This window comes from Pseudorhodobacter turbinis, assembly GCF_005234135.1.
Taxonomy (GTDB): domain Bacteria; phylum Pseudomonadota; class Alphaproteobacteria; order Rhodobacterales; family Rhodobacteraceae; genus Pseudorhodobacter; species Pseudorhodobacter turbinis.
Genome location: NZ_CP039965.1, coordinates 197,228 through 220,390 on the forward strand (window position 1 = coordinate 197,228; position 23,163 = coordinate 220,390).

Below are 23,163 nucleotides of genomic sequence, written 5' to 3' on the forward strand. Positions count from 1 at the left end.
TTGAGGGCAGGATAAGACATATTCAAGTTGCTGCACTTGATATAGATCAGCCGCGCCCGCGCTTTTCAAACCGTGGCAGCATCGCGCTGAAGTCCTTGCCCTTACCGCCCTCGGCCTCCACAAACTCTGTATAGAGTGCTGCGGCGGCTTGACCCATAGGGGTATCTGCATCCACGGATTCGGCAGCTTGCTGCGACAGCCGCAGATCTTTGAGCATCAATTCTGCTGCAAATCCAGGGGTATAGTCATTGTCGGCCGGTGATTTCGGGCCAACGCCGGGCGCAGGGCAATAGGCGTTCATCGACCAAGAATACCCCGAAGAGGTGGAGACCACATCAAACATTTTCTCACGCGACAGGCCCAGTTTATCGGCCAAGGCAAAGGCCTCGCATGTTGCGATCATTGTGACGCCGAGGATCATGTTGTTGCAGATTTTCGCCGATTGGCCGGCACCGGCATCGCCGCAATGTACGGCCTTTTGCCCCATGATATCAAAGAGCGGTTTGACCGCCGCAAACCCCGCATCAGAGCCCCCGACCATAAAGGTCAGCGTGCCAGCCGTCGCCCCGCCAACACCGCCCGAAACCGGCGCGTCCAATGCGTCAAGCCCTGCTGCGGCTGCTTGTTCGGCCACGACCCGCGTGCTGTCCACATCCACTGTAGAGCAATCACACAAGACCGTGCCGGCCGTCATCGCGGGGATCAGCTCTGCCGCGACAGAGCGTAGGATCGCACCATTGGGCAGCATGGTGATTACCACATCCATACCCGTCGCCGCATGCGCGGCAGAGGTGGCCGCCGTCACACCCGCAGGCATTGGCGCGCTGAGGTCAAAGCCTGTGACCTCATGGCCCGCCGCCGATAGGTTGGCCGCCATTGGCCCGCCCATATTCCCCAGCCCGATAAAACCGATTTTCATACGTCATCCTCCACTGTCCAAGCCTGCGAACCCAAAGGGGCCAGCATGGCGGTCACTTCAGCCGCGGGAACGGCCTCGATACTTTTGTGCAGCCAATTTGGGCTGCGGTCTTTGTCGATCACGGTGGCGCGTACGCCTTCTTGAAAATCGCCTGACTCTTGTGCGCTGTGGGTATAGCGATACTCCAGCTCCAGCGCTTGGGACAGGTCGGGTGCGGCGCGCAAACGGTTTTGTATTTCAAGCGCAGCACATGTCGCCAAAGGCGAGGCGCGTTCTATTATCTCTAGGGTGGATTGGGCGAAATCGCTGTCATCTGCGCGCAGGGCAGTCACAACATCAGGGCAAGATTCAGCACCGAAAAGCGTATCAACCTGCGTTTGCAGATCGGGGAGGTCGGCGTCTGGCGCAGGTTGGGTGAAACGTACCAATGCGGAGATGCCCTCTGCCACCAGTGCTGCGGTCAAGGCGGGCCAATCGGACTCGGGCACGAAATAATCGGCAAAGCCTGCGTAAATCGCATCGCCCGGGCCCATGCGCGCGCCCGTTGCCGCCAGATAGGCCCCCAGCCGTCCCGGCGCCCGTGCCAGCAAATAGGAGCCGCCAACATCCGGCACCAAGCCGATCGCACATTCTGGCATCGCAAGCTGACTGCTTTCCCCGACGATCCGGTGGCGGGCATGACAGCCAACGCCAACGCCGCCGCCCATGGTGAAACCGTGCATCAGGCTGACGACAGGCTTGGCATAGCGCGCGATCCGCAGGTTCATCCGGTATTCCATACGCCAGAAGTGACGGCCATGTCCGAAATCACCCGATTTGCCTGCGTGGTATAGCTCTGCAATATCACCGCCGGCGCAAAATGCGCGGGGGCCTTCTGCATCTATTACCACCAGATCGACGGCATCATCCTCTGCCCATGCGATCAATGCGGCGTCGAGCGCCTCGCACATTGGTTCACTTAGCGCGTTTAGTACGTTTGGGCGGTTCAGCCTGATGCGGCCGCACCGCCTCTCAATCCATGTTTTCGTATCGCTCATGCCCGGTCCGTTAACATCTGACGGCTGATGATCATGCGCATGACCTCATTCGTCCCTTCCAAAATCTGATGCACCCGCAAATCCCGCACGATTTTTTCGATCCCGTAATCGGCCAAATAGCCATAGCCGCCATGCATCTGCAAACAGCTATTCGCAACGTCGAAGCAAACATCCGTCACGTAAAGCTTTGCCATCGCACAGAATTTCGACGCATCCGGCGCCTTCGCGTCATATTTTGCCGCCGCGTGACGCAGGAACACCCGCGCGGTTTGCAGCTTCACTTCCATATCGGCCAGACGGAACTGCAACGCTTGGAACTGGTCAATCGAGCGGCCAAAGGCCTTGCGCTCGGCCATATAGGTCATGGTCGCGTCCAGTGCACTTTGCGCGCCCCCCAAGGCGCAGGCGGCAATGTTCAGGCGTCCCCCATCCAGACCCGCCATCGCATAGGAAAAGCCGCGGCCTTCCTCGCCCAAAAGGTTGTCCAAAGGCACCGCGCAATCATCCAGTTGCACCTGCCGCGTGGGTTGCGCGCGCCAGCCCATCTTGTCCTCAAGCCCGCCAAAGGAAAGCCCCTCGGCGCCATCCTCAACGATCAGCGCGGAAATTCCTTTTGGCCCATCCTCGCCCGAGCGGGCCATGACGATATAGGCATCCGAATAGCCACCACCCGAGATAAACGCCTTGGTGCCATTCAAGCGCCAGCCGTCCTCACCCTTGGTGGCCCGCGTCTTTAGCGCCGCCGCATCAGAGCCGGATCCCGGTTCGGTCAGGCAATAGGAGAATATGGTTTCCATGCCGCACAGTTTAGGCAACCAGCGCGCTTTGGTCTCCTCTGACCCAAACCGGTCAATCATGCCGCCGCACATATTATGGATCGACAAAAAGGCTGCGACCGAGGGGCAGGCCATCGACAGCGCCTCAAAGACCAATGTCGCATCCAAACGTGACAGGCCGGACCCGCCAAAATCTTCGGAAACGTAAATCCCGCCAAGGCCAAGGGCCGCCACTTCGGGCCAAAGCGTTTTGGGAATATTTTCGGCCTTTTCCCACTCGCGTGCAAAGGGGGCGATCTTTTCTTGCCCAAACCCTTGGGCCATTTCAAAAATTGCTTGCTGCTCTTCGGTCAGGGAAAGGTCCATCATATCCTCACAAGATCGGAATTTAAGAAGTCGTGTTCTGCTTAAAGACCAACCGTTTCAAGACTGTTTCAAGTCCCGGTTAACCACCATTTCATGGGGGGAGTATCGGTAGGGGAACAGGCATTTAGGCCAAAAGGAGGGCGCGAACGCCCCCCTAATGTGGTTTGGATCAGTCCATCGCCTTGAAGTGGAACTCTCCGCCTTCTTTCAGGCCCGATGGCCAGCGCGATGTCACGGTTTTTGTCCGTGTGTAGAAACGGAACGCATCTGGCCCGTGCTGGTTCAAGTCGCCAAAGCCGGATTTTTTCCAGCCGCCAAAGGTGTGATAGGCCAGCGGAACCGGGATTGGCACGTTGATACCAACCATGCCGACGTTGATCCGGCTGGCGAAATTGCGCGCCGTGTCACCGTCGCGGGTAAAGATCGCGGTGCCGTTTCCGTATTCATGATCCATGGCATAGCCGAGAGCTTCTTCATAGGTTTCAGCGCGCAAGGTGCACAGAACCGGCCCGAAGATCTCTTTCTTGTAGATGTCCATATCGGTGGTCACATCATCAAACAAATGCGGCCCGACGAAATAGCCGTTCTCATAGCCCTGCAAGTTGAAGCCACGGCCATCAACGACCAGTTTTGCGCCTTGCTCTACCCCGGACTCGACCAGTTTAAGGATGTTTTCCTTGGCAGCAGCCGTCACAACGGGGCCGTAATCCACATCATTGCCAGCGGTATAAGGGCCGACTTTCAGCTTTTCGATCCGTGGAACCAGCTTTTCGATCAGGCGGTCAGCGGTTTCTTTACCCACGGGTACAGCCACGGAAATCGCCATGCAGCGTTCCCCAGCAGCGCCGTAACCGGCACCGATCAACGCATCGGCTGCCTGATCGAGGTCGGCGTCCGGCATGATGATCATGTGGTTCTTGGCGCCGCCAAAGCACTGAACGCGCTTGCCGTTTGAACAGCCGCGGCCATAGATATATTCCGCAATCGGGGTGGAGCCCACAAAACCGATGGCCTGCACGGTTTCATTGTCGAGGATCGCATCGACCGAATCCTTGTCACCGTTGATGACCTGCAAAATGCCGTCGGGCAAACCGGCTTCTTTGAACAGCTCTGCCAGCATCAAAGGTACGGTCGGGTCACGCTCGGATGGTTTCAGGATAAACGCGTTACCGCAGGAAAGCGCAGGACCCATTTTCCACAGCGGGATCATCGCGGGGAAGTTGAAAGGGGTGATGCCCGCAGCCACGCCCAAAGGCTGGCGCATGGAATACATGTCGATGCCAGGACCGGCAGCGTCGGTGAAATCACCTTTCAGCATCTCAGCGGCACCGATGCAATATTCGATGACTTCCAGCCCGCGCTGCACATCGCCTTTTGCATCAGGGATGGTTTTGCCGTGTTCACGCGAAAGCGCCTCGGCCAGCTTGTCCATGTCACGGTTGATCAGGCCAACCATCGCCATCATGACGCGGCCGCGCTTTTGCGGGTTGGTGGCGCCCCATGCAGGCTGTGCCTTGGCGGCATCGGCAACGGCTGCGTCCAGCTCTGCTTTGGTGGCCAATGGGACGCGCGCTTGTACTTCGCCTGTCGCGGGGTTCATGACATCGGCAAACCGGCCCGATGTGCCCTTGACGTGCTGACCGTTGATCCAGTGGGTAAGCTCTTGCATAGTATCCTCCTACGATGATTTTACCCACTGTAGGCTTGCAAATTTGCCCGATAAAGAGGCAATATGCCAAAAGCGTTTTGCATTTTTGCAAAGGGGTGGGCGATGGACTGGGATGATTTACGCATTTTTCTGGCGGTTGCCCGATCAGAAAGCCTGTCCGGCGCGGGCAAATTGCTGCGGATTGATCCGGCAACCGTGGGCAGGCGTATCGCGCGGCTGGAGGGCGTCTTGTCCACGCGGCTTTTCACCAAAACCCCGCAAGGCTACACCCTGACCCGCGACGGCCAGCGTTTGATGGACCCCGCGCTGGCGGCAGAAGTGGCGCTGGCCAGTGCGCAAGATTGCTTGCGCAAGGAAGATGGCGGGCTGACCGGCCAGATCCGTCTTGGCGCGCCTGACGGGGTTGCGAATTACCTGCTCCCCCAGGTTCTGGCGGGGATTACCGCACAAAATCCGGGGTTGGAGGTGCAGCTTGTCGCCCTGCCACGCGTGTTTAACCTGTCCAAGCGAGAGGCAGACATGGCGGTTGCGGTCTCTTGTCCTGAAACGGGCCGGTTGACGGTGCAAAAGCTGACGGATTACCATCTGCATCTTGCCGCCTCACGTGAGTATCTGTCGCAAAATCCAGCGATCACCTGCCGTGAGGATCTGCAAGACCACCGCATTATCGGCTATATCCCCGATATGATCTTTGACAAGGAGCTGGACTATCTTGGTGAGATCGGCGCGGCTTCGCCTGAGATATCCTCCAACTCGGTTTCCGTTCAAACGCAGCTAATGCGCGCGGGCGGAGGGGTTGGCATGGTGCATGATTTTGCGCTGCCCTTCGCACCCGAGCTGGTGCATGTACTGCCGCAAGATATCTCGCTGACCCGCAGCTTTTGGCTGGTGCGCCACGCAGATGATGCGCAGATCGAACGGCTTAACCGATTTGCCGAGCTTTTGGCCGGTGGCGTGCGCCGTGAATTGCATCGCCTTGAAGCTTTAACTTGACAGCTTGCCTTCAAATGCCAACGCTATCCTAAGATGTCAAAGGGAGATCGCTATGCTGGTGCAACAAATTCTGCAGTCCAAACCCACACAAGGAGTCCTGACACTGGCGCCCACTGCGACGTTAAGCGAAGCGGCGGCCTTGTTGTCAGAAAAGCGTATCGGGGCGATTATCATATCAAAAGATGGCAAGCACCCGCTTGGGATTTTGTCAGAGCGTGACATCGTGCGCGAATTGGGCAAGCGCGGGGTCGGCTGTATGGCGGATGGCGTCGAAAGCGTGATGACCGCCAAGCTGATCAGCTGCACCAAGAAAGACAGCGCCGATAGCGTGATGCAGAAAATGACCGATGGCCGCTTTCGCCACATGCCAGTGATGGAGGGCGAAGAGATGACGGGTCTTGTATCCATCGGGGATGTGGTCAAGGCCCGCTTGTCAGAGCTGTCGATGGAAAAAGACGCACTGGAAGGCATGATCAAGGGATTCTGAGGCAAGCGGATTGGTATTTCTGCTTGCAATGGGCAGCGCAATATTGTTGCGTTAACCGTCAAAATCAGGAGTTGCCATGCGTACCGGCCTTTACCCCGGAACTTTCGACCCAATCACCTTGGGCCATACCGACATTATCCAACGTGCGATGGGGTTGGTCGATAAGCTGGTGATTGGTGTCGCCATCAATCGCGACAAGAACCCGTTATTCTCGCTGGAGGAGCGGGTGGAGATGGTTAAGGCGGAATGTGAATCTATTGTCGCCAAGACCGGCGGACAGATTGTGGTTCATCCGTTTGACAATTTGCTGATCTATTGTGCCCGTGATGTGGGGGCCACCGTTATTGTGCGCGGCCTGCGTGCCGTTGCCGATTTTGAGTATGAATTTCAAATGGTTGGTATGAACCGCGCGATAGATGCCTCAATTGAAACAGTGTTTATGATGGCCGATGCGCGCCGTCAGGCCATTGCTTCAAAGCTGGTTAAAGAGATCGCGCGGCTTGACGGGGACGTTTCCAAATTTGTTCCGCCTGCCGTGCGCGATGCATTGGTTGCGCGCTACAGCCAGAAAAGCTGACGCGCGCCCTTAGCTCCAGATCGCTTGACGGGCGATCCGGTCGGCATCGCCGCGATCAATTCCAAGATCAAGCGCCACATCCCTTGGCAGGCGCGCAATCTCGTTGCGGGTCTCGATATAGCGGGCGTAATTGTTCAATGCGGTTTTCACGTGGTTGATAAGGTTTTTCATGTGCTTCCTAACGTACATCAGAAGGGTTGACCCCATGCCAACTGTTCTTTCCCCTATATCGTGATATGTGATTGCGCCAACAACAGCCATGAAAGGCATCCGGCTATGCAAGCGATGCATAGCTTGCTTTGAAAAAAGGGGCCCCTAATGGAGCCCCTTTTTGTATTCAATATGTTGCAGGGTGATCTTAAAGTAGTTTACCCATTGCTACCGCCGTATCGGCCATGCGGTTGGAGAAGCCCCACTCATTATCGTACCAAGCCAAGATCCGTACCATATTACCATCTAGGACCTTGGTTTGATCCAGATGGAAGATGGAGGAACGGGGATCGTGATTGAAATCAGACGACACATTCGGCTGATCGGTGAAGCCCAGAATCCCCTTGAGCGGCCCGTTTGCGGCGGCGATAATGGCGGCGTTCACCTCGTCCACGGTGGTTGCGCGCGCGGCCTCGAAGGTCAGGTCCACCACTGATACATTCGGTGTCGGCACGCGGATCGCAACCCCGTCAAGCTTGCCGTTCAGTTCCGGCAACACCAGCCCCACGGCCTTTGCGGCACCGGTTGAGGTCGGGATCATCGACAGCGCTGCTGCACGCCCCCGGTACAGATCCTTGTGCAGTGTGTCCAACGTCGGCTGGTCCCCGGTGTAAGAGTGGATCGTGGTCATGAACCCTTTGGTGATCCCGATCGCATCGTTAAGCACCTTTACCACTGGAGAAAGGCAGTTCGTGGTGCAAGAGGCGTTGGAGACGATCAGATCCGCCGCCGTCAGCGTGTCATGGTTCACCCCGTAAACGATGGTCTTATCCGCCCCTTTGGACGGCGCAGAAACCAAAACCCGGCTTGCCCCGTTTTCCAGATGCACAGACGCCTTTTCCTTGTCGGTAAAGATACCGGTGCATTCCAGCACGATATCAACATCGCCCCAAGGCAGCTCTGCGGGGTTGCGGATCGCGGTCACGGCAATTGGTCCGCGACCTACGTCAATCGAGGTTTCGGTGGTTGTGACCTCTGCCGGAAAACGGCCATGCACCGAATCAAAACGCAGCATATGTGCGTTGCTTTCCACAGGTCCCAGATCATTGATGGCGACCACTTCAATATCGGTGCGACCGGATTCTATTATGGCGCGCAAGACGTTGCGGCCGATGCGGCCAAATCCATTGATAGCGACTTTGACAGTCATGGCAGGTTCTCCATGCTTGGATCGGGGCGGGACGCCCTGATTGCTAGCGCTAACATCACGATTTAAGCGCAAGTTTCAAGCATAGCTTGCCGGATTTATCGCCAGAAAGACAGGTAATCAATGAAAACGGCGAATTTCCGCAAAAGAAAAAGGGCCGCATCGCCGCCGTTCAGAATAAAATCTCCGAATACGGCGGCTGCGATCACAATGCCCAGCCAAATGGCTAATGTGTTTGTCATAAGGTCCCTTTTACGCGGACCATAAAGAGCCCGTCTTAGTGCAGCAGTCGTCCCATTGCGCCGGCAACATCGGCCATCCGGCAGGAAAAGCCCCACTCATTGTCATACCATGCCATGACCCGTACGCAATTCCCCATGACCTTGGTCTGCTCGGGCGCGAAAATGCACGAGTGGGGGGTATGGTTGAAGTCGATGGAAACTTTCGGCTCTGGATCATAGGCCATCACCATGCCCATATAGCCCGAGGCCGCTTCGCGCACGATCTCGTTGATCTCGGCGGCGGTCACCAATTTGCGCGACACAAAGGTCAGATCCACAGCAGAGACATTCGGGGTCGGCACGCGCATCGCGGTGCCGTCCAGCTTGCCTGCAAGTTCTGGTAGCACCTCACCCAGCGCTTTTGCGGCACCGGTGGAGGTCGGGATCATCGCCATTGCGGCAGCCCGTGCACGGTAAAGATCCTCATGCCGACGGTCGAGCGTGGGCTGGTCGCCGGTATAGCTGTGGATCGTGGTCATGATGCCGGTCTCAATCCCGACCGAATCGTTAAGCACTTTTGCCAAAGGCGCAAGGCAGTTGGTCGTGCAGGAACCGTTGGAGACAACATGATGATCTGTCGTCAACTGGCGATGGTTCACGCCGTAGACAACGGTTTTATCGACGTTCTTGGCGGGGGCAGAGACCAGCACACGTTTGGCACCGCGGCCCAGATGTACCGCCGCCGCATCGCGGTTGTTGAACTTGCCGGTACATTCCAGAACGACATCGACACCTTCCCAGTCCAGCTCTGCCGGGTTGTAGGTGGACATCACGCGCATCGGGCCGCGCCCGAGATCCAGCGTATTTCCCGAAACCCGAACCGTGCCGGGGAAACGCCCGTGCACGCTGTCGTATTTCAAAAGATGGGCATTGGTTTCAATCGGGCCAGTCGCGTTGATCGCGACGACCTGTACATCATTGCGCGCGCTTTCCGCGATATGGGCCAAAGTGCAGCGCCCAATACGGCCGAAACCATTGATTCCGATGGTTATTGTCATGTTAAACCCTCATATCCACGCCCCATTAGGGTTGGATGTACACAAGACCCCCCAGTTTTCAAAGCCTAAAAGCACCATTTATCAGTATGTTAGCGCAAACCTTGACTGTTGGCGCTAACGAAAGCACCCGTTTCCGCTAACGGCTTGCGCCTCCCCTAAACTTCCCTAAGTTGGCGTTGTCAGCAAAAGGAATGGATATGAGCGGTTTATTAGCCTTGTTGGATGATGTTGCCGCTATTGCCAAAGTTGCGGCGAGCTCGGTTGACGACATTGCCGCGGCCGCTGCCAAGGCTGGCTCTAAAACCGCTGGCGTGTTGATCGATGATGCCGCCGTGACACCAACCTATGTCACAGGTCTTGATGCCAGCCGCGAATTGCCGATGATCTGGCGGATCACCAAAGCGTCTTTCAAGAACAAGCTGGTTTATCTGCTTCCCGTCGCGCTTTTGCTGTCCAATTTTGCGCCTTGGGCGATTACGCCTTTGTTGATGTGCGGCGGGGCTTATCTGTGTTTTGAGGGGGCGGAGAAGGTCTTTCACGCCATCATGCCCCATGCGAGTGAGGTGGTAGATCAGGGTATGACCCCCGCAGACCCGAAGCGGCTGGAAGAAGCCCGCGTTGCCGGGGCGATCAAAACCGATTTTATCCTCTCGGCCGAGATTATGACAATCTCGCTGTCGGTGATCGAGGCACCGAATGTTTACATGCAGGCCGCAACCCTTGCTGTGGTCGCGGTGGGGATTACGATGGCGGTTTACGGCGTAGTGGCGCTGATCGTGAAAATGGATGATGTTGGCCTGCATATGGCGGCCAATATGCGCTTTGCCGTCAGTCGCGCTGTTGGCCGTGGCCTCGTGCGCTTTATGCCGCATCTTTTGGCGCTGCTGTCATTTATCGGGACGGGGGCCATGCTTTGGGTTGGTGGTAATATCATCACCCACGGGCTGGAGGTCTTGGGCTGGCCGTGGATTTATGACCAGATCCACCATCTGGCACAGACGGCCTCTGAAAAGGTTGATGGCGCCAAGGGGGCTGTGACTTGGGCCGTGACAGCCGCCAGTGACGGTGTCTTTGGTCTTGTCTTCGGGCTGGTCCTGATCCCTGTGGTGACGAAACTGGTTGGCCCGATGATCGCCAAAGTCACTGGGAAGCCGGCAGCCCATTGACGGGCTTTGGCGCGGACAAAAGGGGAGGAAGTGGAGGTTTCTGTTGCCAGGTACCTCCGAACCCCGCCTTACACTGCTAGGTGCAAGGGCTTAAGTTTCGATAGTTCCGGTCGCTTACGCGGCCATCGCCATCGGAGCACGGTTGTCATTTGCAACTGTACGATTTGTACCGATAACGGTGGTAACTCACCGAGCAAAAGCTGGCCTCTTTAGACGTTCGTCGATCCTATTTCGACCCCGAACCCCCGAAATGAGCGGGTGGAATGGTGGAGTCGCCGGGTACCGCCCCCGGGTCCGAGCCGTTTATTACAGGTGCGTTTATCGCCATAGTCCGAGCAAGCCCGAACAATTTCAATATAGGAGGCGGTGGGTGGCGGTGCAAGGGGCTGATGTCGTTAGGATGAATTTCTCCGGCCCTTAGGCCAAGCTGTAGCGCGCAGCGGGGCCGGGTGCAGGATCGGCCGCAACGCGTGATTGTGCTGTTAAATCCAACAGGTGGGCGAGGATATTGCGCGCAGCGGCAGGGTGAAGGGCGGGTGGCGTTTGGGCGTAAAGCGTGGCTGTCAGTTCGGCTATTGTGGTGCTACCTTTTGCAAGTTCGGCCAAGATGCCGACCTCGCGGGATTCGCGGTGTGCGATCAGGAAGGCAAGGCGTGCGGCTGGATCGGTGATCGGGTCACCGTGGCCCGCGTGCATGATGGACCAGTCGCGCGCGGCCAGACGGCGGGTTGCGGCCATATAGGCGGCCATATCGCCATCGGGCGGCGACACAAGTGAAGAGGCCCAGCCCATGACATGATCGCCCGAGAACAGCACGTCGCTCGTCGAATCCTCGGGGTCTGGCATCGCAAAACACAGGTGGCTGCCAAGATGGCCGGGGGTATGGATTGCCTCCAGCGCCCAGTCGCCATGTGCCAGCACATCGCCGCAAGACAGCACGACGTCAGGAGTGAACGCCGTATCAATCCCTTCGCCGCCTGCAAGCGTGCCGGTTTGGGCTAGTGCTTGCATTAAGGGGCTGCGGCCCGCGATAGCAGGGCCATACGCATGGGTGTTAATGTTCAATGTCGCTGCCATCTCGCGGGCAAGGGGGGAGTGGTCAAGATGTGCATGGGTCACGAAGATATGGGTGATCCGCTCGCCGGGGGCCAATGCGGCCATGAGGGCGCTGGCGTGGGCGGGATCATTCGGGCCGGGATCAATCAGCGCCACATCACCGGTTCCCACCAAATAGCTGTTGGTGCCGTGCAACGTCATCGGCGAGGGGTTAGGGGCCAAAACGCGTCGCACCTGCGGCGAGAGGGTTTCACAGATACCGGGGGTTGCAGGCATGACGGATCCTTGGTTTGGCGCAATCTGGGGCTTTTGTAATCGTATCGACGCGGTTAGTCTTGCACCATGTCATTCAGGTTGAAAAACTTTTTCCCGCGCGGGCTTTACGGACGCGCCATATCGATCCTGATCGTGCCGGTCGTATCGATCCAGCTTGTGGTGTCTGTTGCCTTTATCCAGCGACATTTCGAACGCGTCACACAGCAGATGACCGGCGGCGTGGCGATTGAGCTGGGTTATCTGCTGGACCAGATGGCGGCTGCGCCCGATCAAGATTCGGCCAAGCAACAACTGGAAGAGGTTGCGCAGGCGATGGGCTTTGCGGTGGAATTTCCGACCACAAAATCCGATGTCGGCGATCTGCGGTCCTGGTTTGACCTGTCGGGGCGTGAGGTGATCGCGACGTTGCGCGAATCCGTTCCCGGTTTGCAGCGCGTCGAGTTGTTGGGTGATCCACGTCGGGTGGAGATGTTGATCAACACCGCGCAGGGGGCGCTCTGGCTGGTGGTGGATCGGGCGCGTCTGTCGGCCTCTAACCCGCATCAACTGTTGGTTTTGATGATTCTGACCTCGGTGGTGATGACCTTTGTGGCCTACGGGTTCTTGCGCAACCAGCTGCGGCCAATCACGCGGTTGGCAAGTGTTGCGACAGCTTTTGGCAAGGGCCAGCATGTGACATATCGCCCCCGCGGCGCGCTGGAGGTGCGTGCGGCGGGCCGTGCCTTTCTGGATATGCGCGCGCGAATCGAGCGTCAGATCGAACAGCGCACGATGATGTTATCGGGGATCAGCCACGATCTGCGCACGCCCTTGACGCGGATGCGTCTGGGCCTTTCGATGCTGCCCGAGGATGAGGAAACCGCCGCCCTATTGGCCGATGTCGGTGATATGCAGCGGCTGATTGATGAATTTTTGTCCTTCGCGCGGGGCGATGCGATGGAAGATGCAGAGCTTACAAGCCCCGCCGAGTTGATAGGGCGCATGATCGATAACGCAGTACGCTCGGGGCAGGCGGTGACGCCGGGCACGCTGGAGGTGCAGGGTGATGTCATGTTGCGGCCCGCGGCCGTGACACGCGCGTTGGAAAATCTGATCGGGAATGGTGTGCGTTTCGGTACCCGTGTCCGGGTTAGCGCGTGGCAAACCGGCAAAGAACTGCGGGTGCTGGTCGAGGACAACGGCCCCGGCATCCCCGAGATGCAGCGGAACGAGGCGATGATGCCGTTTTCGCGGCTCGATTCTGCACGCGATCCGAATCGAGGCGGCGGCGTTGGGCTTGGCCTTGCCATCGCACAGGATGTCGCCCGCAGCCATGGCGGCGCGTTGACCCTGTCGCAAAGCGCGGAAATGGGCGGTTTGAAGGCTGAATTCGTGATCGCTTGTTAATGTTTGGACCTTGATAAAAGATGGTTAACGCGGGTGTGGCCCTGTATGGGCAGCCGCGAGGGGGAAAACGGCGTCTTTGTTAAGTTTTTGATAATCAGGATCGGGCAATAGCATCACAAAAACGGGCATTTTACCCCGCTGTGGCTGCGGAAATTGGCTGATGCCCTTGCGAGTGGCGGCACGCAGCACTAAGACTCACTCAATCCTTATCCCGATAAGGTTCACTGAATAAAACAGGCAGGCGCTGATGAAAGATCCGATCGACCACTACATGAACACCCTCGTTCCCATGGTTGTGGAACAAACCAGCCGCGGTGAACGCGCCTATGATATCTTTAGCCGGATGCTTAAAGAGCGGATTATCTTTCTGTCTGGCCCTGTGCATGACGGCATGTCCAGCCTGATCTGCGCCCAGCTTTTGTTCCTTGAAGCGGAAAATCCGTCCAAGGAAATCTCGATGTATATCAACAGCCCCGGCGGCGTTGTGACCTCCGGGCTGTCGATCTATGACACGATGCAATACATTAAGCCGAAGGTTTCTACGCTCGTGATCGGGCAGGCGGCGTCAATGGGATCGTTGCTGCTGACCGCCGGTGAAAAAGGCATGCGCTTCAGCCTGCCCAATTCGCGTGTGATGGTGCACCAGCCTTCTGGCGGCTATCAGGGCCAAGCAACCGACATCATGATTCATGCCCGCGAAACCGAAAAGCTCAAGCGTCGTTTGAACGAGATTTACGTGCGCCACACCGGTCAGGACCTTGATACGGTTGAGGCAGCGCTGGAGCGTGACAACTTCATGTCCGCCGAAGATGCGAAGGAATGGGGTCTGATTGACGAAATTCTGGAGAATCGCGGCAAAGCAGAACCAGACGATAAGTAATACATTCGCCCCCAAGGGTCAGAGCCTTGGGGGCGATTTGACATTGTGAAGGTAGGGGCCATGGCATAGACTTGGCTGAACCAGCATTTCAGGCGACGCGGGGCAGAGAACGACAATGGCGAATAATTCGGGCAACGACAGTAAAAACACCCTCTATTGCTCGTTCTGCGGCAAAAGCCAGCACGAGGTGCGCAAGCTTATCGCAGGGCCTACAGTGTTCATCTGTGATGAATGCGTTGAATTGTGCATGGATATTATCCGTGAGGAAACGAAAACGGCAGGGCTGAAAGCCACCGAAGGCGTGCCAACGCCAAGCGATATCGCAAAGGTGCTTGACGATTATGTGATCGGTCAGGTGCATGCGAAGCGCGTTTTGGCCGTAGCGGTGCACAACCATTACAAGCGTTTGAACCATTCGTCCAAAAGCGATATCGAACTGGCGAAATCCAATATCTTGCTGATCGGCCCTACCGGTTGTGGCAAAACCTTGCTGGCGCAAACGCTGGCGCGGATTCTGGATGTGCCTTTCACGATGGCCGATGCGACCACTTTGACCGAGGCCGGCTATGTCGGGGAGGATGTGGAAAACATCATCCTCAAGCTTTTGCAGGCATCTGAATATAACGTGGAACGTGCACAGCGCGGCATCGTTTATATCGACGAAGTTGATAAGATTACGCGCAAATCCGACAATCCTTCGATCACGCGGGATGTTTCGGGTGAAGGCGTACAGCAAGCCCTGTTGAAGATCATGGAAGGGACCGTGGCAAGCGTTCCACCGCAAGGGGGGCGCAAGCATCCGCAGCAAGAATTCTTGCAGGTCGATACCACGAATATCCTCTTTATCTGCGGCGGTGCTTTTGCGGGCCTTGAAAAGATCATCGCTCAGCGGGGCAAAGGTTCCGGCATCGGCTTTGGCGCCGAGGTGAAGGATCCGGATTCGCGCGGTGTTGGTGAGATGTTCCAAGAGCTGGAGCCGGAAGACCTATTGAAGTTCGGCTTGATCCCGGAATTTGTGGGCCGTTTGCCGGTTATTGCGACGCTGACCGATCTGGACGAGGACGCGTTGATTACCATTTTGACCGCGCCCAAAAACGCTTTGGTCAAGCAATATCAGCGTCTGTTCGATATTGAAGGTACGCAGCTGACATTTACGCCGGATGCGTTGACTGCGATTGCGAAACGGGCGATCAAGCGTAAAACCGGCGCACGTGGTCTGCGCTCCATCATGGAAGATATCTTGCTGGATACGATGTTTGATCTGCCCGGCATGGAAAACGTGCAAGAGGTTGTGGTCAACGAAGAGGCGGTCAACTCCGGCGCGCGGCCTTTGCTTGTGCATACCGACCGCAAAAAGAAAGAGCCTGCAAGCGCGGGCTAATACGAGAAGGGCGGGGCATAGTCCCGCCTTTCTTTTGGCCAAGACCGGGTCGATCAGACTGGACCTTGGCCGCGCCTTGCGCCATACCATCCCAAACGAAACCGGAGGCCTTTGATGTATTTCCTCAAGCGATTGTTGACATGGTGGAACAGCCAAACGATCAATACGCAGGTTTTTACCTGGCGTAAGGGTCAGAAAGTCGGCGAGGATGATCAGGGTAATATCTTTTACCAGACTGCGGATGGAAAACGCCGCTGGGTGATCTTCAATGGTGAAATGGAAGCATCGCGTGTCTCGGCTGATTGGCATGGTTGGTTGCATTTCACTTGGGATGAGCCACCAACAAAGGCGCCTTTGCTGCATAAAGTCTGGCAAAAGCCGCATCTTGAAAACTTGACCGGAACCGATGCGGCCTATGCGCCTGCGGGCTCTCTTCGGCGGGCTGCCCCCGTGGATCGCTCGGACTATGAGGCATGGCAGCCGGAATAAGGCATGGCATCCTGTATGAATCGTCTTTCCGTAGCCGTTCTTGCGGTTTTCTGCGCAACCTCCGCCGTTGGGCAGACTGCGGTAGCGGCCAGAGGCGGCGTTGTCCGTTGGCTGGATAAGGTTTCAGGTGAAACGGGCGATTTGGAATTGTCGCGCGGGCAATCGGCCCAAAACGGGCGGTTGACGATCCAGCTTGATGAATGCCGCTATCCATCCGATGAGGGCCCGAGCGAGGCTTATGCCCATTTGACGATTCTGGACAGGCTAATGGAAGAGCCTGCATTTTCCGGCTGGATGATAGCCACCAGCCCCGCGCTTTCGGCCATGGATCATTCCCGCTATGATGTTTGGATTTTGCGCTGCATAACGGATTGAGCGGTGGGCGCATAGCCCGCAGGATCAAATGTTGCATCCAAGGGAAGGGCTTGTTTTAGCCGTTCATGATAGGCGCTCCGTGAAATCTCTATCGCGCCAAGTGAGGCAAGATGCGGGGTGATGAACTGCGCGTCAAACAGCGTGAACCCACCGGCTCGCAGACGATGAACCAGCCACGCCAAGGCAAGCTTGGAGGCGTCTGTCCGGCGTGAGAACATGCTTTCGCCAAAAAATGCGCCGCCGATCGCCACGCCATAGACCCCACCGACCAGGTGTTCTGTTTCCCACACCTCAAGGCTATGGGCAAAGCCCGCTTGATGCAGTGCCTTGTAAAGGGCGAAGATTTCAGCGTTGATCCATGTTTCCTCACGGTCGGCACAGGCGGCAACCACGCCCTCAAAGTCATAATTGGTACGAATGGAGTAGCCGCCGCGCGCAATCCGCCGCGACAGGCTGCGCGAGATGTGGAAGCTGTCCAGATCAAAAATGCCGCGGCGTTGCGGATCAACCCAATGGAGCACATCAGAGGTGCTGCTTTCCGCCATTGGAAACACCCCCGCCGCATAGGCCGAGAGTAAAAGCTGTGGGGTTATTGCGTCAGACATAGCAAGCGGGGGGCGCAATGGCCCCCCGATAGGTCAATGTGTGCCAAGCTGTGCATCCAGCCATTTTTCCAGCCAGTGAATGTTATATTCCCCGTTCTGGACGTCTGGTTCAGCCAGCAGGGCATCAAACAGCGGTACCGTGGTATCAATACCGTCGATAATCAACTCGCCCAAGGCGCGCCGCAACCGTGACAGTGCCTCTGGTCGGTCACGACCATGGACGATCAACTTCCCGATGAGCGAATCATAATAGGGCGGAATCGTATAGCCCCCATAAATCGCGCTATCCATCCGCACCCCAAGACCGCCCGGCGCATGGAATGTTCGCACCGTACCGGGGCAGGGAGAGAAATTCGGCAGCTTTTCAGCGTTGATCCGCACCTCGATCGCGTGACCGTTCAGGACAAGGTCGTCTTGGGTAAAGGACATGCCCAGACCGGCCGCGACACGGATTTGTTCGCGCACCAGATCGACGCCAAAGATCGCTTCGGTAACGGGGTGTTCAACCTGAAGGCGTGTGTTCATCTCGATAAAGAAGAACTCGCCATCCTCGTACAAGAACTCCACCGTGCCTGCACCGATATAGTTGATCTTGGCGACCGCTTCGGCACAGATATTGCCGATATGGGCGCGCAATTCATGGGTGATACAGGGGCCGGGGGCTTCCTCGAACACCTTTTGGTGGCGGCGTTGAAGTGAACAGTCACGCTCCCCCAGATGCACCGCATTGCCTTTGCCGTCGCCAAAGACTTGAATCTCGATATGGCGCGGCTTTTGCAGGTATTTCTCGATATAGACTTCGTCATTGCCAAAGGCGTTCTTGGCCTCGCTCCGCGCGGTCCGGAAGGCAACTTCAAGCTCAGCCGCGTTCTTGGCAACCTTCATGCCGCGCCCGCCGCCGCCTGCTGTGGCCTTGATGATGATCGGAAAGCCGATGCCTTCAGCCACACCGATCGCATCCTCATAGCTGGCGACACCGCCCTCGGACCCCGGAACGACCGGAATGCCAAGCTCTTTAGCGGTTTCCTTGGCCATGATCTTATCGCCCATTACACGGATATGTTCCGCCGAAGGGCCGATAAAGGTGATGCCATGGTCTTGGAGCGCCTGCGCAAAAGCCTCATTTTCCGACAAAAAGCCGTAGCCGGGATGGACCGCTTGCGCGCCGGTAATCTCACAGGCCGAAATGATCGCGGCTTTGTTCAGATAGCTGTCGGTCGAGGATGCGGGGCCAATGCAAATGCTTTCATCGGCCATGCGGACATGCATCGCATCGCTGTCGGCAGTGGAATGCACAGCGACTGAGGCGATCCCCATCTCGCGGCAGGCGCGAATGACGCGAAGGGCAATTTCGCCCCGATTGGCGATTAGGATCTTGTCAAACATGGCTTGCCCCTTATTCGATGATCATCAGGGGTGCGCCAAATTCAACAGCGCTCCCGTCTTCGACGAGGATGCGCTTGATGGTGCCGGCGCGCGGGGCGGGGATGTGGTTCATTGTTTTCATCGCTTCGATGATCAACACGGTTTGCCCTTCGGTCACTTGTGCGCCAACGGTTGCGAACGGTGTGGAACCCGGCTCGGCGGCCAAATAGGCCGTCCCCACCATAGGCGAGGTAAGCGCGCCGGGGTGTTGGGCAGGGTCTTCATTGGCGGCGACGGGGGCTGCTGCTGCTGCCGATGGTGCCGCGATGGGGGCAGCTGTGGCTGCAACCTGAACCACATTGGCCTGTTTGACCACGCGCACATCAAGGCTGTCGTCTTCGGCATAGTCGCGCTTTACCGAGATTTCGGTAAGCTCGTTTGTGTTCAAAATTTCTGCCAGTGCCTTGATGAAGGCGACGTCTGCGTCTGTGGAATGTTTGCTCATACCGTCCTCTGGTAGCGTTTTTGGGGCATTGTTGCGCATATTATAACGACGCAAACCCCACTGATATTGCGCTGTTATACGCTAGCGGCGCCGAGGTGAAAAGCACGAGTTGCTCTTTGGGCGGGTTCGATCTGTTTTTGTGCTGCGTAAATTTACCATTTGATAAAATTTCAAGGCTGTGGCAGCCTTTTTCAACGACAATCAAAAAGGGGAGGGTTTGAAACGTGTCGAACAGCCAGCTAACGCCCGGAGTTGCTTCGGGCCGTTTGCCCGCCGAAAGCTACGTTAAAAATTTCGGCGACTTGGAACCGGTTTTGGACAGGCATGAAGCGCTTGTTGCCGCTGACAGGTGTTATTTCTGCCATGATGCGCCCTGTATCACGGCCTGTCCTACCTCCATCGATATTCCCTTGTTTATTCGCCAGATCGCCACCGCAACACCGGAGGCTGCAGCGAAAACCATATGGGACCAAAATATCCTTGGCGGCATGTGCGCGAGGGTTTGCCCCACCGAACAACTATGTGAAGAGGCCTGCGTGCGGGAGGCCGCAGAGGGCAAGCCGGTGGAGATCGGTCGCTTGCAGCGCTTTGCCACCGATAAGGTGATGGCGGCGGGGGTGCATCCGTTTACCCGTGCTACGTCCTCGGGCAAGAGGGTGGCTGTTGTTGGTGCCGGGCCTGCGGGTCTGGCCTGCGCGCATCGTTTGGCGATGCGGGGGCATGAGGTCACCATTCTGGAGCGACGTCAAAAGCCGGGCGGACTGAACGAATACGGGATCGCCAGCTATAAAGCCCCAGATGATTTCGCAGCACATGAGGTGGATTGGCTGCTGAAAATCGGCGGCATTACGGTGAAAACCGGGGTGGAGCTGGGCCGCGATGTCTCTTTGGATGCATTGCGCGCTGACTATGACGCCGTGTTCCTAGGGATTGGTCTTGGCGGCGTCAATGACCTGCGCGTTGAGGGGGAGACCTTGGAAGGCGTCCGCGATGCCGTTGATTTCATTTCTGATTTACGCCAGCAACCCGATAAGGCCAAGCTTGGCGTGGGCCGCAATGTTGTCGTGATTGGCGGCGGCATGACGGCGGTGGATGCGGCCGTGCAATCGCGGCTTTTGGGGGCCGAGAACGTCACCATCGTTTACCGCCGTGGCAAGGACAAGATGAGCGCAAGCCTGCATGAACAAGAGCATGCCACGCAAACCGGTGTCCGGATCATCTATAACGCGGCCCCCGTGGCAGTGCTTGGGAATGGTGCTGCCGAAGGGGTGGAGTTCGCCTATACGCAGGACGGGCCGGATGGGCTGCAGATGCTGGAGGAGCATTTCACCCTCAAGGCCGATCAGGTTTTCAAAGCAATCGGGCAAACCTTGGTGACCCCCGCAGGCGTGACGGCAGGCAAAAAGCTGGCAGACGCCCCTGCGGATAATGTTTGGGCCGGCGGCGACTGCACAAATGCGGGAGAGGATCTGACCGTGACTGCCGTGGCCCAAGGGCGCGACGCAGCAGAGGCGATCCACGCGGCAATCATGGGGGCGACGGTCTAGCACCTTCGGAGGATAAACTTATGGCAAATCTTGCAACGAATTTTATCGGTATCAAATCGCCCAATCCGTTCTGGCTGGCATCTGCGCCCCCGACGGATAAGGAATATAACGTGCGCCGCGCCTTTGAGGCGGGCTGGGGCGGGGTGGTCTGGAAGACGCTCGGCTCTGAAGGGCCGCCGGTGGTAAATGTGAACGGCCCGCGATACGGCGCGGTCTGGGGGGCGGATAGGCGGTTGCTGGGGCTCAATAACATCGAGCTGATCACGGATCGCCCACTGGAGGTGAACCTGCGCGAGATCAAATCGGTCAAGCGCGATTATAAGGATCGTGCGCTGATCATCTCTCTTATGGTGCCCTGCGATGAGGAATCGTGGATAGATATCCTTAAACGGATCGAAGATACCGAGGCCGACGGGGTGGAGCTTAACTTTGGCTGTCCGCATGGGATGGCCGAACGGGGTATGGGCGCTGCCGTAGGGCAGGTGCCGGAATATATCGAGATGGTGACGCGCTGGGTCAAACAGCACAGCCGCATGCCTTGCATCGTAAAACTGACGCCCAATATTTCCGATGTGCGCAAACCGGCCGAGGCGGCAAAACGTGGCGGTGCCGATGCGGTCAGCCTGATCAATACCGTCAACTCCATCACCTCGGTCAATCTTGACAGTTTCAGCCCCGAGCCGATGATCGACGGTAAGGGGTCGCATGGCGGGTATTGCGGTCCGGCGGTCAAACCGATTGCACTGAATATGGTCGCGGAAATTGCACGCAACCCTGAAACCCATGGGCTGCCGATCTCTGGCATCGGGGGGGTCACAACCTGGCGCGATGCGGCGGAGTTTATGGCCTTGGGCGCTGGCAATGTGCAGGTTTGCACTGCCGCGATGACCTACGGGTTCAAAGTGGTAGAGGAAATGATCTCGGGCCTATCACAATATCTGGATGAGAAGGGCATGAAATCGACCGCCGATCTGGTGGGCAAGGCGGTTCCGAATGTGACCGACTGGCAATATCTGAACCTGAGCTATGTGACCAAGGCGCGGATCGATCAGGAGGCTTGTATCAACTGCGGTCGCTGCTATGCCGCATGTGAGGATACGAGCCATCAGGCGATCTCTATGAGTGAGGATCGCGTTTTTGAGGTGATGGACGACGAATGTGTCGCTTGTAACCTTTGCGTCAACGTCTGTCCGGTCGAGGATTGCATCACGATGATCGAACTGCCCAAAGGGGAGTTGGACCCGCGTACGGGTGAAAAGGTTGGCGACTATGCGAACTGGACAACACACCCCAATAACCCTAGCGCAACGGCTGCGGAATAGAGGCTGTGTGTCTCGGGATAGGTCTGGCGCAAGCCAGACCTATTGCTTTTCAGATCCGTCCAACGAGGCGATTGCCGATGCGTAGCCAGAGGATGCCTCATTCACCTTTGCCGCGATTTGCGTGGCGAGGCTAAGCTCTGCAGGGGAGGCAGGCGGGTTGGACAAAAGCGCACGGATGATCGCGGATTTTTCACGCGGTTCGTGGGCGCTTTCAGCAGCAGCGCGGGCCTCGTCTACACTCAGCGGTGCAGGAAGCAATGTCGATTCAGCGTGGGACTCGACTGGCTTTTGTACTTCGACAATGGGAGCAGCTGGCGTTGTCATACGCCCGGAAATTTGGAAGTCCATCTTTACATTCCGATACCAAACAGGCCCCCGCCTACGTTTAGAATACCATAGCGCGCAGCAGGTGGTGCGAAAAAATAGATAACAATTTATGTATCTGCCACGTGCAAAAGCCGCCGGAACAAAAGCTGCAAAAATGTATCCGCCTCGGTGAAGGGATCGTGGTCAGGGCCCAACACAGCGCGCACCTGCGTGTCAAAATCGGCATAGTGCTGGGTCAGTGCCCAGATCGAGAAGATGAGATGGACAGGGGGCATAGGGGCGATTTTGCCCGCATCCATCCAAGCTTGCAGCACTGTGGTTTTTTCTGCAACCAAGGCCCTCAGGTCGGTCTCAATCGCCGCCCGCATATGGGGTGCGCCTTGTAAAATCTCATTCGCGAAAAGTCGGCTTTCGCGCGGGTAGTCCCGGCTGATCTCCAGCTTGCGGCGAACATAGCCCATAATCTCGGTAATTGGGTCACCACTCGGGTCCATCGCGCGCAGCGGGTCCAACCATGTGTCGAGGAGATTTTCCAAAAGAGCGGAATGCATCGCCTCTTTGGAGGGGAAATAATAAAGCAGGTTCGGCTTTGACAGCCCCGCCACCTCTGCGATTTGGTCCAATGTCGCCCCACGAAACCCTTTTGCCGAAAACACATCGAGCGCCGCATCCAGAATGGTTTCGGAATTCTTTTGCTGAATTCGGGTGCGCGGCCGGTTCATCTGGCATCCTGCTTTTGGGTCGGGTCTGGCCCGACGGGTAGCAAAGTCTAGACCGGCTTGGCAATTGGGTCAAACGTTAAGCCTTCGCTGGGGTGGGATCATATCCGATTGAGTTTGTTGTGAAAATACTATTTGCGCGACGCCGGATCGCCTTTGGCCTAGCCGTCCTCGGTTGGTTATTGCGATAAAGTTGGCCAGATAAGCAGTTTGTCGCCATGTATTTTCCAGCACCGGGCATGCCGTTTTTTCTATCTGCCAAGATCAAAACCGGTGAAATCGCGGGTGCGCTGAAAACTTGTCG

Annotated in this window: 25 protein-coding genes and 1 other RNA gene; 11 read left to right on the top strand and 15 right to left on the bottom strand. The window is 57.1% G+C overall.

The window, feature by feature from the left end; genetic code table 11:
- Positions 1-46: 46 nt before the first annotated feature.
- The 4 genes from mmsB to EOK75_RS13315 all read right to left on the bottom strand — a co-directional run bounded on the left by mmsB (position 47) and on the right by EOK75_RS13315 (position 4,767).
- Positions 47-919 carry a 3-hydroxyisobutyrate dehydrogenase gene (gene mmsB / locus EOK75_RS13300; protein WP_137194565.1) on the bottom strand — a complete coding sequence of 291 codons (873 nt, stop codon included), beginning with the start codon at positions 917-919 and terminating at the stop codon, positions 47-49.
- Positions 916-1,956 carry an enoyl-CoA hydratase/isomerase family protein gene (locus tag EOK75_RS13305; protein ID WP_137194566.1) on the bottom strand — a complete coding sequence of 347 codons (1,041 nt, stop codon included), beginning with the start codon at positions 1,954-1,956 and terminating at the stop codon, positions 916-918. Before EOK75_RS13305 ends, mmsB begins: the two co-directional genes overlap by 4 nt.
- A complete protein-coding gene (locus tag EOK75_RS13310; protein WP_137195782.1) occupies positions 1,953-3,098 on the bottom strand; it encodes an acyl-CoA dehydrogenase family protein in 1,146 nt (381 codons plus the stop codon). The genes EOK75_RS13305 and EOK75_RS13310 overlap by 4 nt, the downstream gene beginning before the upstream one ends.
- A gap of 169 nt (positions 3,099-3,267) precedes the next feature.
- Entirely contained in the window at positions 3,268-4,767 is a 1,500-nt protein-coding gene (locus EOK75_RS13315; protein ID WP_137194567.1) for a CoA-acylating methylmalonate-semialdehyde dehydrogenase, read from the bottom strand.
- A gap of 102 nt (positions 4,768-4,869) precedes the next feature.
- Here EOK75_RS13315 and EOK75_RS13320 point away from each other — a divergent pair, with 102 nt between their 5' ends.
- From EOK75_RS13320 to coaD, 3 genes are all read left to right on the top strand, one after another.
- Positions 4,870-5,760, top strand: a complete 891-nt coding sequence (locus tag EOK75_RS13320; RefSeq protein WP_137194568.1) for a LysR family transcriptional regulator — start codon at positions 4,870-4,872, stop codon at positions 5,758-5,760.
- 52 nt (positions 5,761-5,812) lie between these two features.
- Positions 5,813-6,247 (top strand): CBS domain-containing protein, encoded by a 435-nt coding sequence (locus EOK75_RS13325; protein WP_137194569.1) that lies wholly within the window; start codon positions 5,813-5,815, stop codon positions 6,245-6,247.
- A 76-nt stretch (positions 6,248-6,323) separates the two neighbouring features.
- A complete protein-coding gene (coaD, locus tag EOK75_RS13330) occupies positions 6,324-6,824 on the top strand; it encodes a pantetheine-phosphate adenylyltransferase (protein WP_137194570.1) in 501 nt (166 codons plus the stop codon).
- Positions 6,825-6,833: 9 nt separating this feature from the next.
- On the opposite strand, the gene EOK75_RS20855 is transcribed toward coaD, so the two are convergent.
- The 4 genes from EOK75_RS20855 to gap (EOK75_RS13340) all read right to left on the bottom strand — a co-directional run bounded on the left by EOK75_RS20855 (position 6,834) and on the right by gap (EOK75_RS13340) (position 9,460).
- Complete coding sequence (locus EOK75_RS20855; RefSeq protein ID WP_168199238.1) at positions 6,834-6,995, bottom strand: DUF1127 domain-containing protein; 162 nt, start codon at positions 6,993-6,995, stop codon at positions 6,834-6,836.
- A 187-nt stretch (positions 6,996-7,182) separates the two neighbouring features.
- Positions 7,183-8,184, bottom strand: a complete 1,002-nt coding sequence (gene gap, locus EOK75_RS13335; RefSeq protein WP_137194571.1) for a type I glyceraldehyde-3-phosphate dehydrogenase — start codon at positions 8,182-8,184, stop codon at positions 7,183-7,185.
- Positions 8,185-8,279: 95 nt separating this feature from the next.
- A complete protein-coding gene (locus EOK75_RS20860; RefSeq protein ID WP_168199244.1) occupies positions 8,280-8,423 on the bottom strand; it encodes a hypothetical protein in 144 nt (47 codons plus the stop codon).
- Between the two features lie 35 nt (positions 8,424-8,458).
- Entirely contained in the window at positions 8,459-9,460 is a 1,002-nt protein-coding gene (gene gap, locus EOK75_RS13340; RefSeq protein ID WP_137194572.1) for a type I glyceraldehyde-3-phosphate dehydrogenase, read from the bottom strand.
- Positions 9,461-9,657: 197 nt separating this feature from the next.
- On the opposite strand from gap (EOK75_RS13340), the gene EOK75_RS13345 reads away from it, so the two are divergent.
- A complete protein-coding gene (locus EOK75_RS13345) occupies positions 9,658-10,626 on the top strand; it encodes a DUF808 domain-containing protein (protein WP_137194573.1) in 969 nt (322 codons plus the stop codon).
- Positions 10,627-10,655: 29 nt separating this feature from the next.
- Here the strand turns inward: EOK75_RS13345 and ssrA are convergent.
- Positions 10,656-11,012: a transfer-messenger RNA gene (gene ssrA / locus EOK75_RS13350) on the bottom strand.
- 31 nt (positions 11,013-11,043) lie between these two features.
- Positions 11,044-11,958: an MBL fold metallo-hydrolase gene (locus EOK75_RS13355; RefSeq protein ID WP_168199245.1), complete on the bottom strand. Its 915-nt coding sequence runs from the start codon at positions 11,956-11,958 to the stop codon at positions 11,044-11,046.
- A 66-nt stretch (positions 11,959-12,024) separates the two neighbouring features.
- Here EOK75_RS13355 and EOK75_RS13360 point away from each other — a divergent pair, with 66 nt between their 5' ends.
- The 5 genes from EOK75_RS13360 to EOK75_RS13380 all read left to right on the top strand — a co-directional run bounded on the left by EOK75_RS13360 (position 12,025) and on the right by EOK75_RS13380 (position 16,469).
- Positions 12,025-13,344, top strand: coding sequence for an ATP-binding protein (locus EOK75_RS13360; RefSeq protein ID WP_137194575.1), 1,320 nt, complete (start codon positions 12,025-12,027; stop codon positions 13,342-13,344).
- Between the two features lie 247 nt (positions 13,345-13,591).
- The gene (locus tag EOK75_RS13365; RefSeq protein ID WP_137194577.1) at positions 13,592-14,224 is read left to right on the top strand and encodes an ATP-dependent Clp protease proteolytic subunit; all 633 of its coding nucleotides are present in this window, start codon (positions 13,592-13,594) and stop codon (positions 14,222-14,224) included.
- A 115-nt stretch (positions 14,225-14,339) separates the two neighbouring features.
- Positions 14,340-15,605 carry an ATP-dependent Clp protease ATP-binding subunit ClpX gene (gene clpX, locus EOK75_RS13370; protein ID WP_137194578.1) on the top strand — a complete coding sequence of 422 codons (1,266 nt, stop codon included), beginning with the start codon at positions 14,340-14,342 and terminating at the stop codon, positions 15,603-15,605.
- Positions 15,606-15,719: 114 nt separating this feature from the next.
- The gene (locus tag EOK75_RS13375; protein WP_137194579.1) at positions 15,720-16,094 is read left to right on the top strand and encodes an NADH:ubiquinone oxidoreductase subunit NDUFA12; all 375 of its coding nucleotides are present in this window, start codon (positions 15,720-15,722) and stop codon (positions 16,092-16,094) included.
- Between the two features lie 15 nt (positions 16,095-16,109).
- Positions 16,110-16,469, top strand: coding sequence for a DUF2155 domain-containing protein (locus EOK75_RS13380; protein WP_137194581.1), 360 nt, complete (start codon positions 16,110-16,112; stop codon positions 16,467-16,469).
- Here EOK75_RS13380 and aat read toward each other — a convergent pair.
- Genes aat through EOK75_RS13395 form a run of 3 tightly spaced genes read right to left on the bottom strand, consistent with a single transcriptional unit; the run spans position 16,433 to position 18,944 of the window.
- Positions 16,433-17,092: a leucyl/phenylalanyl-tRNA--protein transferase gene (gene aat, locus EOK75_RS13385; RefSeq protein WP_420821944.1), complete on the bottom strand. Its 660-nt coding sequence runs from the start codon at positions 17,090-17,092 to the stop codon at positions 16,433-16,435. The two genes, EOK75_RS13380 and aat, sit on opposite strands and share 37 nt — an antisense overlap.
- A gap of 15 nt (positions 17,093-17,107) precedes the next feature.
- Positions 17,108-18,460: an acetyl-CoA carboxylase biotin carboxylase subunit gene (accC, locus tag EOK75_RS13390; protein ID WP_137194584.1), complete on the bottom strand. Its 1,353-nt coding sequence runs from the start codon at positions 18,458-18,460 to the stop codon at positions 17,108-17,110.
- Between the two features lie 10 nt (positions 18,461-18,470).
- Positions 18,471-18,944 (bottom strand): acetyl-CoA carboxylase biotin carboxyl carrier protein, encoded by a 474-nt coding sequence (locus EOK75_RS13395; RefSeq protein ID WP_137194585.1) that lies wholly within the window; start codon positions 18,942-18,944, stop codon positions 18,471-18,473.
- Between the two features lie 224 nt (positions 18,945-19,168).
- Here EOK75_RS13395 and EOK75_RS13400 point away from each other — a divergent pair, with 224 nt between their 5' ends.
- Both EOK75_RS13400 and preA read left to right on the top strand, forming a co-directional pair.
- Complete coding sequence (locus tag EOK75_RS13400) at positions 19,169-20,491, top strand: NAD(P)-dependent oxidoreductase (protein WP_137194587.1); 1,323 nt, start codon at positions 19,169-19,171, stop codon at positions 20,489-20,491.
- A gap of 20 nt (positions 20,492-20,511) precedes the next feature.
- The gene (gene preA / locus EOK75_RS13405; RefSeq protein ID WP_137194589.1) at positions 20,512-21,813 is read left to right on the top strand and encodes an NAD-dependent dihydropyrimidine dehydrogenase subunit PreA; all 1,302 of its coding nucleotides are present in this window, start codon (positions 20,512-20,514) and stop codon (positions 21,811-21,813) included.
- Between the two features lie 39 nt (positions 21,814-21,852).
- On the opposite strand, the gene EOK75_RS13410 is transcribed toward preA, so the two are convergent.
- Together EOK75_RS13410 and EOK75_RS13415 are read right to left on the bottom strand one after the other, a co-directional pair.
- Entirely contained in the window at positions 21,853-22,161 is a 309-nt protein-coding gene (locus EOK75_RS13410) for a hypothetical protein (protein WP_168199246.1), read from the bottom strand.
- An 86-nt stretch (positions 22,162-22,247) separates the two neighbouring features.
- The gene (locus tag EOK75_RS13415) at positions 22,248-22,862 is read right to left on the bottom strand and encodes a TetR family transcriptional regulator C-terminal domain-containing protein (RefSeq protein WP_137194593.1); all 615 of its coding nucleotides are present in this window, start codon (positions 22,860-22,862) and stop codon (positions 22,248-22,250) included.
- Between the last annotated feature and the right edge of the window lie 301 nt (positions 22,863-23,163).

Bases quoted from the DNA above. Each gene is read 5' to 3' on its own strand.
- mmsB (WP_137194565.1), bottom strand. From the start codon at position 919: ATGAAAATCGGTTTTATCGGGCTGGGGAATATGGGCGGGCCAATGGCG.
- EOK75_RS13305 (WP_137194566.1), bottom strand. From the start codon at position 1,956: ATGAGCGATACGAAAACATGGATTGAGAGGCGGTGCGGCCGCATCAGG.
- EOK75_RS13310 (WP_137195782.1), bottom strand. From the start codon at position 3,098: ATGGACCTTTCCCTGACCGAAGAGCAGCAAGCAATTTTTGAAATGGCC.
- EOK75_RS13315 (WP_137194567.1), bottom strand. From the start codon at position 4,767: ATGCAAGAGCTTACCCACTGGATCAACGGTCAGCACGTCAAGGGCACA.
- EOK75_RS13320 (WP_137194568.1), top strand. From the start codon at position 4,870: ATGGACTGGGATGATTTACGCATTTTTCTGGCGGTTGCCCGATCAGAA.
- EOK75_RS13325 (WP_137194569.1), top strand. From the start codon at position 5,813: ATGCTGGTGCAACAAATTCTGCAGTCCAAACCCACACAAGGAGTCCTG.
- coaD (WP_137194570.1), top strand. From the start codon at position 6,324: ATGCGTACCGGCCTTTACCCCGGAACTTTCGACCCAATCACCTTGGGC.
- EOK75_RS20855 (WP_168199238.1), bottom strand. From the start codon at position 6,995: ATGAAAAACCTTATCAACCACGTGAAAACCGCATTGAACAATTACGCC.
- gap (WP_137194571.1), bottom strand. From the start codon at position 8,184: ATGACTGTCAAAGTCGCTATCAATGGATTTGGCCGCATCGGCCGCAAC.
- EOK75_RS20860 (WP_168199244.1), bottom strand. From the start codon at position 8,423: ATGACAAACACATTAGCCATTTGGCTGGGCATTGTGATCGCAGCCGCC.
- gap (WP_137194572.1), bottom strand. From the start codon at position 9,460: ATGACAATAACCATCGGAATCAATGGTTTCGGCCGTATTGGGCGCTGC.
- EOK75_RS13345 (WP_137194573.1), top strand. From the start codon at position 9,658: ATGAGCGGTTTATTAGCCTTGTTGGATGATGTTGCCGCTATTGCCAAA.
- EOK75_RS13355 (WP_168199245.1), bottom strand. From the start codon at position 11,958: ATGCCTGCAACCCCCGGTATCTGTGAAACCCTCTCGCCGCAGGTGCGA.
- EOK75_RS13360 (WP_137194575.1), top strand. From the start codon at position 12,025: ATGTCATTCAGGTTGAAAAACTTTTTCCCGCGCGGGCTTTACGGACGC.
- EOK75_RS13365 (WP_137194577.1), top strand. From the start codon at position 13,592: ATGAAAGATCCGATCGACCACTACATGAACACCCTCGTTCCCATGGTT.
- clpX (WP_137194578.1), top strand. From the start codon at position 14,340: ATGGCGAATAATTCGGGCAACGACAGTAAAAACACCCTCTATTGCTCG.
- EOK75_RS13375 (WP_137194579.1), top strand. From the start codon at position 15,720: ATGTATTTCCTCAAGCGATTGTTGACATGGTGGAACAGCCAAACGATC.
- EOK75_RS13380 (WP_137194581.1), top strand. From the start codon at position 16,110: ATGAATCGTCTTTCCGTAGCCGTTCTTGCGGTTTTCTGCGCAACCTCC.
- accC (WP_137194584.1), bottom strand. From the start codon at position 18,460: ATGTTTGACAAGATCCTAATCGCCAATCGGGGCGAAATTGCCCTTCGC.
- EOK75_RS13395 (WP_137194585.1), bottom strand. From the start codon at position 18,944: ATGAGCAAACATTCCACAGACGCAGACGTCGCCTTCATCAAGGCACTG.
- preA (WP_137194589.1), top strand. From the start codon at position 20,512: ATGGCAAATCTTGCAACGAATTTTATCGGTATCAAATCGCCCAATCCG.
- EOK75_RS13410 (WP_168199246.1), bottom strand. From the start codon at position 22,161: ATGGACTTCCAAATTTCCGGGCGTATGACAACGCCAGCTGCTCCCATT.
- EOK75_RS13415 (WP_137194593.1), bottom strand. From the start codon at position 22,862: ATGAACCGGCCGCGCACCCGAATTCAGCAAAAGAATTCCGAAACCATT.